The 6969-nt window shown below is 37.2% G+C and carries 6 protein-coding genes; 2 read left to right on the forward strand and 4 right to left on the reverse strand.

Going from position 1 to position 6969, the window contains the following annotated elements; translation table 11 throughout:
- Nucleotides 1-87 precede the first annotated feature (87 nt).
- From GO685_RS02435 to GO685_RS02450, 4 genes are all read right to left on the reverse strand, one after another.
- Complete coding sequence (locus tag GO685_RS02435; RefSeq protein WP_175937426.1) at nucleotides 88-705, reverse strand: hypothetical protein; 618 nt, start codon at nucleotides 703-705, stop codon at nucleotides 88-90.
- A gap of 165 nt (nucleotides 706-870) precedes the next feature.
- Nucleotides 871-1638 (reverse strand): heme ABC transporter permease CcmC, encoded by a 768-nt coding sequence (gene ccmC / locus GO685_RS02440; protein WP_343033206.1) that lies wholly within the window; start codon nucleotides 1636-1638, stop codon nucleotides 871-873.
- Nucleotides 1639-2247: 609 nt separating this feature from the next.
- Nucleotides 2248-3738, reverse strand: a complete 1491-nt coding sequence (locus GO685_RS02445; protein ID WP_175937428.1) for a UbiD family decarboxylase — start codon at nucleotides 3736-3738, stop codon at nucleotides 2248-2250.
- A gap of 3 nt (nucleotides 3739-3741) precedes the next feature.
- On the reverse strand, nucleotides 3742-5211 hold the full coding sequence (locus GO685_RS02450; protein ID WP_246226358.1) for an AAA family ATPase: 1470 nt from the start codon (nucleotides 5209-5211) through the stop codon (nucleotides 3742-3744).
- A 321-nt stretch (nucleotides 5212-5532) separates the two neighbouring features.
- On the opposite strand from GO685_RS02450, the gene GO685_RS02455 reads away from it, so the two are divergent.
- Nucleotides 5533-6288 carry a DsbA family protein gene (locus tag GO685_RS02455; protein WP_175937430.1) on the forward strand — a complete coding sequence of 252 codons (756 nt, stop codon included), beginning with the start codon at nucleotides 5533-5535 and terminating at the stop codon, nucleotides 6286-6288.
- A 203-nt stretch (nucleotides 6289-6491) separates the two neighbouring features.
- Entirely contained in the window at nucleotides 6492-6908 is a 417-nt protein-coding gene (locus GO685_RS02460; protein ID WP_246226360.1) for a phage distal tail protein, Rcc01695 family, read from the forward strand.
- Nucleotides 6909-6969 lie beyond the last annotated feature (61 nt).

Raw genomic sequence — 6969 nt, forward strand, 5'->3', positions numbered from 1 at the left:
ATTTGACAAGACTGCTGAGGTTTTTATGGGTTTTTTAAACTTCGTTGGTTCTCTCATATGGCTTCTCTAAAATTTTGTTCACAGAGACTAGCAATATCCATAAGATGAGTGATCATTTGGGTGCCCATACCCAAGCCCCCTTTTATTTTCTTCTGTTATCAAGCTGAAAATGCCGGCTGTGTCACTGTGGATAAGAAGAATAGCGATTACAACGGGAATATTATCTTCATACCCAACGAACAATTTTTCCTGTTGATTTAGGAGTGGTTCTGTGAGTTTTTCATAAAAGCTACGTGCTGTTACATCATATGTTTCAAGAACTTTGATAAAATGTTCAAGTTGATCTCGGTTCAATACTTGCTCTATTCTGATAAGTTGGTTGTTTCCGCTTTCAAAATTAGTTAGATCACACAACATAGTACGCTCTTCAGTTTCAGTAATAAAGCCGTGCTCCAGCAATTTTCTGCTTAATGCTTTTGACTTAATCGATGGGCTAATCCACCACGCGAAAGGCTGACCTTTAAATTCGTCTATAACACCTTGAACCTTTTCTGCGTGGTAGTCGCCACAAACGATGTTAAACATCGAAGACCTGAGCCCACAGTTAATTATCGTGAGGGCCTGGTCTGTTTTTACACTAAAAACTGCAGCTTCAGGCAAATATTTGAAGTAACCAAAGGTATTTTGCTTAATTTTCTCCAGCATATCTTTCTATATGATTATGAAGCTATATTAGTATTTGAATTTGCTATCCGAAGCCTGCTACTATAGCTAATATGTAATATTTTTCTGAATTTTTCAATAAAGAAAGTGATTTACATAAAACCGTCTAAGTTAGATGATGACGCAGGAAAAGTAGTTGTAATAGGTCTAATACCGCGCATTAATTTCTCTCTTTATCTTATACAAATTAATCAGGTGAAGTGAATAGAGTATCCATACTACTAAAAAAAATGTGGCACAAAATATAAACATTGCAATTAATGGCAGCAGTAGAGAACTTTCTATTGTTATTCCACCTTTTCTGAGAATACTTGCTGGTTGGTGGAGAGTAGCCCACAAGTTCACAGAAAATTTTACTATGGGGATATTTACGGCACTAAAGATGGAAAATACCGCTGCTGATTTTTTAGCTCTTTCTTCATTATCAAAAGCGCTCCACAGCGAGAGGTATCCAACGTATAGGAAAAATAAGATCAACATTGAAGTTAGCCTTGCATCCCATACCCACCAAGTGCCCCAGGTTCCTTTCCCCCAAATGCTACCTGTGATTAAGCATATTGCAGAAAAGACTGTTCCTGCAGGAGCGGCTGCATGGGCCAAAACGCTAGCAATGCTGTTATTCCACACTAAGGAGATGAAACTGAGCGCTGCAATTATCCCATATACTCCGAGAGAAAGCCATGCAGAAGGCACGTGAAGATACATAATTCGTACAATTTCTCCTTGTTTATGATCTTCTGGAGAGAAGAATAAAGCTAGAAATACTCCAACCACAAAACATGCGAAACACGCAGCCCCAAGCCAAGGCAAAGCTTTTTTGGAAAAATAAGAGAGGTGTGTAGGTTTTAGTAAAAACATTTGTTTCAACAATAACTGTGTTAAGAATTTATCAGTTAGTTTGAGCTTTATCAACAGGATAGTGCCTATGTTTACATAGATCAGCAAACTAGCGCAATTTCAGTCACAACTGCATGAACATCGCAATTTGATCCAGCCGTTACCCAATAGAAACAAAAAAACTACTTGACAAGTTCCTTCAACCTCCTTATAATGAGATTGAAGCTATTCATTTAGCTTCAATCTGTGCAGATTAAACGACAAGAGTATTAAGATTGGCGTCTTATGTTTAATTTTTTGCACTATGTGCACCTTATGTCTTTATTAATTTTACCTAAACTTTTAGGTTTTTCCCTATACAAGCTGAAACGTGCTTATAAGTCGTTTAAGACAGTATAGTACGCCAATTTGCAGGATTAGAGAGTGAGCAACTTCTACCATTGGGCTTTTTTTGTGCTTAGTAAGTTTCTTAGCACTCAAGCTAAGGATCTGTTGCAGTTTAAAAGTCGCTAAATTGCAGCGTTTAGGACTTTAAAAAACGCCAATACTGAAAATAGATAATGGCCAGGGCTTTTTTTGTTTTTTTCTCCATTTAGTAAATTTCTTAAAATCTTGTTAGCGGACTATTATAAAAGGTACCGCGGCAGTATGGCGTAGGGTTGCACTAGCAGATAGTAGATTTTCTCCTTAATGCAAGAGACCTAATCCATACTTCTCCCATTTCTCCGTAACTTTTCTTACTATTTCCTCGCTCATTTCAATTTTTCTTCCCCACTCTCGTTTGGTTTCAGGCGAAATTTTATTTGTCGCATCAAATCCCATTTTACCTCCAAGTCCACTTTCAGGAGAGGCAAAATCTAAATAATCAATTGGTGCATTCTCTATCATGATTGTATCACACACAGGGTCCATTCTCGTTGATATTGCCCACATCACTTCCTTCCAATCACGTACATTTATATCATCATCAACAACTATAATAAATTTTGTGTATAAAAACTGCTTGAGAAAGGAAAGTATGCCCATGACAACTCTTTTCGCATGCCCGGGATAAGATTTTTTGATCGACACTACTGCTATTCTATAGGAACAACCCTCTGGTGGCAGATAAAAGTCCACTATCTCTGGAAATTGATTGATAAGAATCGGTACAAAGATTTCATTGAGTGCTTCACCAAGAATCGATGGCTCATCTGGTGGTTTGCCAGTAAAAGTGCTGAGGTAAATTGGATTTTTGCGCATTGTGATTGCAGTAATGTTGAATTCCGGGAATTGCTCAACAGAATTATAGTAACCAGTGTGATCTCCGTATGGCCCTTCATCTCGATAGCTATCCAAACTTACATAGCCCTCCAGAACAATCTCCGCATGAGCTGGCACTTGAAGTGATATAGTTTTACAGTTTACAAGTTCAAGCGGCTTCTTGCGCAGCAGTCCAGCAAATTGGTATTCTGACAATGTCTCTGGCACTGGAGTTACTGCAGCGATAAGTGTTGCAGGATCGCTACCGATCACAGCAGCAGCAGGAAACTTCATACTTTGCCCCTTCTCCTTCCACCGTTTATGGTGACCTGCTCCCCCACGATGTGCAAGCCAGCGCATCAGAGTCGTTTTTTTATCCACGACTTGCATACGATATATTCCAAGATTGAAATTATCTTGTTTATTTTCTGTCGGCCCTTTTGTTACCACAATCGGCCAGGTGATAAGCGGTGCAGGTTCATTTGGCCAACACGTTTGAATAGGTAGTAAATTAAGGTCTACTTCATCCCCAGTTAGCACCACTTCTTGACATGGAGCCCTGCTCACGACTTTACTGCGCATCGACAACACAACTTTTAGCAGAGGAAACATCTTCATAGCATCCTTGAGGTTTTTTGGTGGTTCAGGAGATTGCAAAAACGCCAGAAGTTTACCCAGATCCCTCAGTTCACCAGGATTTATACCCAGTCCCAATGCAATTCTCTCAATAGTGCCAAATAAATTCACCAAAACTGGAATCGAATTTTTGCCGTTTTCTGTGACGACATTTTCAAAAATGATTGCTGGTCCCTTGCTTGACAGAACTCTACGGTGAATTTCCGTCATTTCAAGAACTGTTGAAACTTCCTTTTTAATCCTAATTAGATCCTTTTTTTCTTCTAAAGCAGAGATGAAGTCGCGTAAGTTGTTGTACATAACTCAAAACAAGTCTTCTAGTGTAATCACATGATGTATCGTGTCTTTTAGATATTGGTTCTCAGAAGCTCCATTTGCAGCAATCAATACCCAAAATATCTGCTTCTTTGATTTCGTCTTTTCTCTATAAACTGTTTCTTTTCTCTTTAATTGTTCAACAAATTCCTTTGTTACTATATAAGGTTTATCACTATACTTTATTTCACAGAGCATTACACATCCATCTTCTCGATCAAAAACTAAGTCAACCTGAGTACCAGATTCTTTACTGTTTTTCTCTGGGTGATATTGCCAATCTCCACATATTACTCCTATATGCTCTATATTTAATTTTCTTCTAATTTTATTGGCATGTTTAAAACACACTGCTTCAAATGTTTGTCCTGTCCATGTCTGCCAAACTGGTTTCTTTATTGCTAACTCCCAATAATGGGCATCACTTATTATTGCCCTTTTTGTTACTTCCCTAAACGGTTTAATCCACGTCAGATAAAATAATACATATTCGTCAATTATTCTGTAATATACCCCTCTTTTTGCTTTACTGAGTGGTAAAAAACCACCAATAAATCCAGCTTCTTCTAAGCTCCTTAATCTAGTGGTTAAGTAACCACCCTCAGTGATTTTAGTTACTTCTATAAGTTCTTTTCTGCTGATTCCTTTTGCTTTTTTTGCAATTGCATGAATAATGCTTAGATATGTTTCTGGCTCTTCATATAAGGAGTGGAACAGCATATCAAATTCATCAAATAATAAACCATTCTCCTGGAAGCAGATCACATTAATATTCTGCGCTGCCGATAATCCTTTACTTACTTCCTTAAGATAATGCGGTATCCCTCCCATGGCCATATAGAGCTGCAACATTTGCTGGTGATTAAGGTTGACTCCTAAATATCTTAGATATTCTTTAGTTTCACGTAAGTTAAAAGGCTGCAAAGGTATTCTTGCAGTAATACGATTATGTAATCCCCCTTTGGTATAAATTATATTTTCCAACATCCAAGAAGCCGCTGAGCCACACACAACCAAGATAAGTCCCTTTCGGTATGTCCAACGTGTGTTCCAAAAATATTCTAATGCTTTTAGAAACCCAGATTTTTTTGTAGCTAGCCACGGCAATTCATCAAAAAATAAAACAACTTGTTCATTCTCATGTGTGTTATTATCAATAGCAAGTGCGAGTTGTTGCAAAGCATCCATCCAATTTTTAGGCAAAGCCATTCTTGCACCTTTGTAAAAAGTATTTGATAACACCTGTGTAAAAATTGCAAGCTGCTCCTGCAAAGTACCATTGTTAAGACCGGTCTGCTCAAATAAAATATCGGCATGTTTGCTGAAAAATTGTTTTATTAGGTATGTCTTACCCACACGACGCCGACCATAAACAGCAATAAATTCAGCTGATTGGGAATGAAGCTTATTTTTTAAAATGGCTGCTTCTTTTTCCCTACCAATTATTGGTACATTCATATAATTTACCGCGGCGTTTGCTAGCATTATATGCCGCGGTTATGAAATAGTCAACTTTTTTACCGCCGCGTTTACGGTTGCTATACGTGGCGGTAAAGGATGGAGTATCTTATAGTTGGCTATCCTGGCGTGCTTTGGCTACTTGCATTATCAAATCTTTTGATGAGTTTTGTGCCTGAGTTTCCTTGCGTAAAGTTTGCACTTGCGGCAAAACCGGTTATAAAATTCACTTGATATGAACGTTTTTATATATTAACATTAGATGCTTTTTTCAATATACAGGCACTAAAAACTTTATACTGCAGGTCCTTTAACAAATGTATGTCTAGAATATCGTTTCTATTGATTGTAATAATAATAGCAAGTTTGCCAGTAATAAATAATTGGCTCTCAAATCGCAGCCAAGTGCTAAACGATGAGTATATAGGTGAGAGATTAGACAACTATATAAGTAGAAATTTTGATAAGATTATAAAAACGCTCCGGGAAGAATCAATTAAAAGTAATTATGCTGCTCGGGATAACGCGGCTAAAGGTAAAATCTTACAGTATAAAAATGAAATATTTGACCCCACTTATCCTTACTTAGGAAATAAAAATAGCAATGTTATAGCTGTAGGGTTTTTTGACTATTCTTGTGGCTATTGCAAAGCCATAAAGGACGATGTAAAACAGTTGATCAATGATGGCAAAGTTAAGTACATTTTTAGGGACACTCCAATACTTGGTAACGATTCTTTAAAGGCAGCAACAAGTGCTTTAGCTGTCTATTTTATTGATAAAGGAAAATATTTTGATTTTCACTATGCTGCCCTAAACCACAAAGGAGAATTTTCAGACGAAAATATATTAGGTATAGTGAAAAGCATAGGAATCAATGAAAATGACTTCAATGACTCTATGAAAAACAATGCGGACAAAATTGAACAAATGATAAACAACAGCAGACTTTTAGTAATGAACCTGGGAGTAGGCGGTACACCTTTTTTAATAATTGGGGATAGTCTATTTGTAGGAGCAACTGACTTGGATGTGTTACGCAAAAAAGTAGATGAATTAAGCCATAAACAAGGCTAGTTTCAGTTTGCTATAAAATTTTATTTTTTTTGCTTGACAGTACAAGTGAACTTGAGTATAGTAAATGTGGGTGTGCTAAATATAGCAGCAGTTTAAAATGTTATCTTATTAGTATAAAGTTTCAGCCACTTTCATGATATCGTTTGCTGTGTGAAACGCCTCCAAAACCTTCTTCAGCCACATTTTATTTTTCAGGAGGACATATGTTATTTACAGAAATGAGATTTCCAGAAAATATATCTTACGGTTCCACTGGAGGACCGGAATTTTCCACTGATGTTGTCACAACCCACAATGGTTGTGAACAGCGCAACATCAACTGGTCTCATGCGAGTGCTAGGTACAACATAGCTTATGGAGTCAGATCGAATGAACAGCTAACAGAACTCATAACATTTTTTAACGCACGAAAAGGTAGAGCAATAGGGTTTCGTTTTAAGGATTGGTCAGATTTCACAGCTACCAACCAAGAAATTGGAATAGGGGACAACAAAAAAACGACTTTTCAACTGATCAAAACCTATGTTAGCGGAAAAGACAAACATACACGAACGATTAAAAAGCCAGTACATGACACAATAAAAATTTACCTAGTCTCTGTGAACAAGAGTTTGTCATGAGAAAATAAGGAAAGATGTAGCAAAAACTGGTAGTTTAACTTAGCCACAAATAGAGAAACTA

The sequence above is a fragment of the Wolbachia endosymbiont of Madathamugadia hiepei genome (genome assembly GCF_013366855.1).
Classification (GTDB): Bacteria; Pseudomonadota; Alphaproteobacteria; order Rickettsiales; family Anaplasmataceae; genus Wolbachia.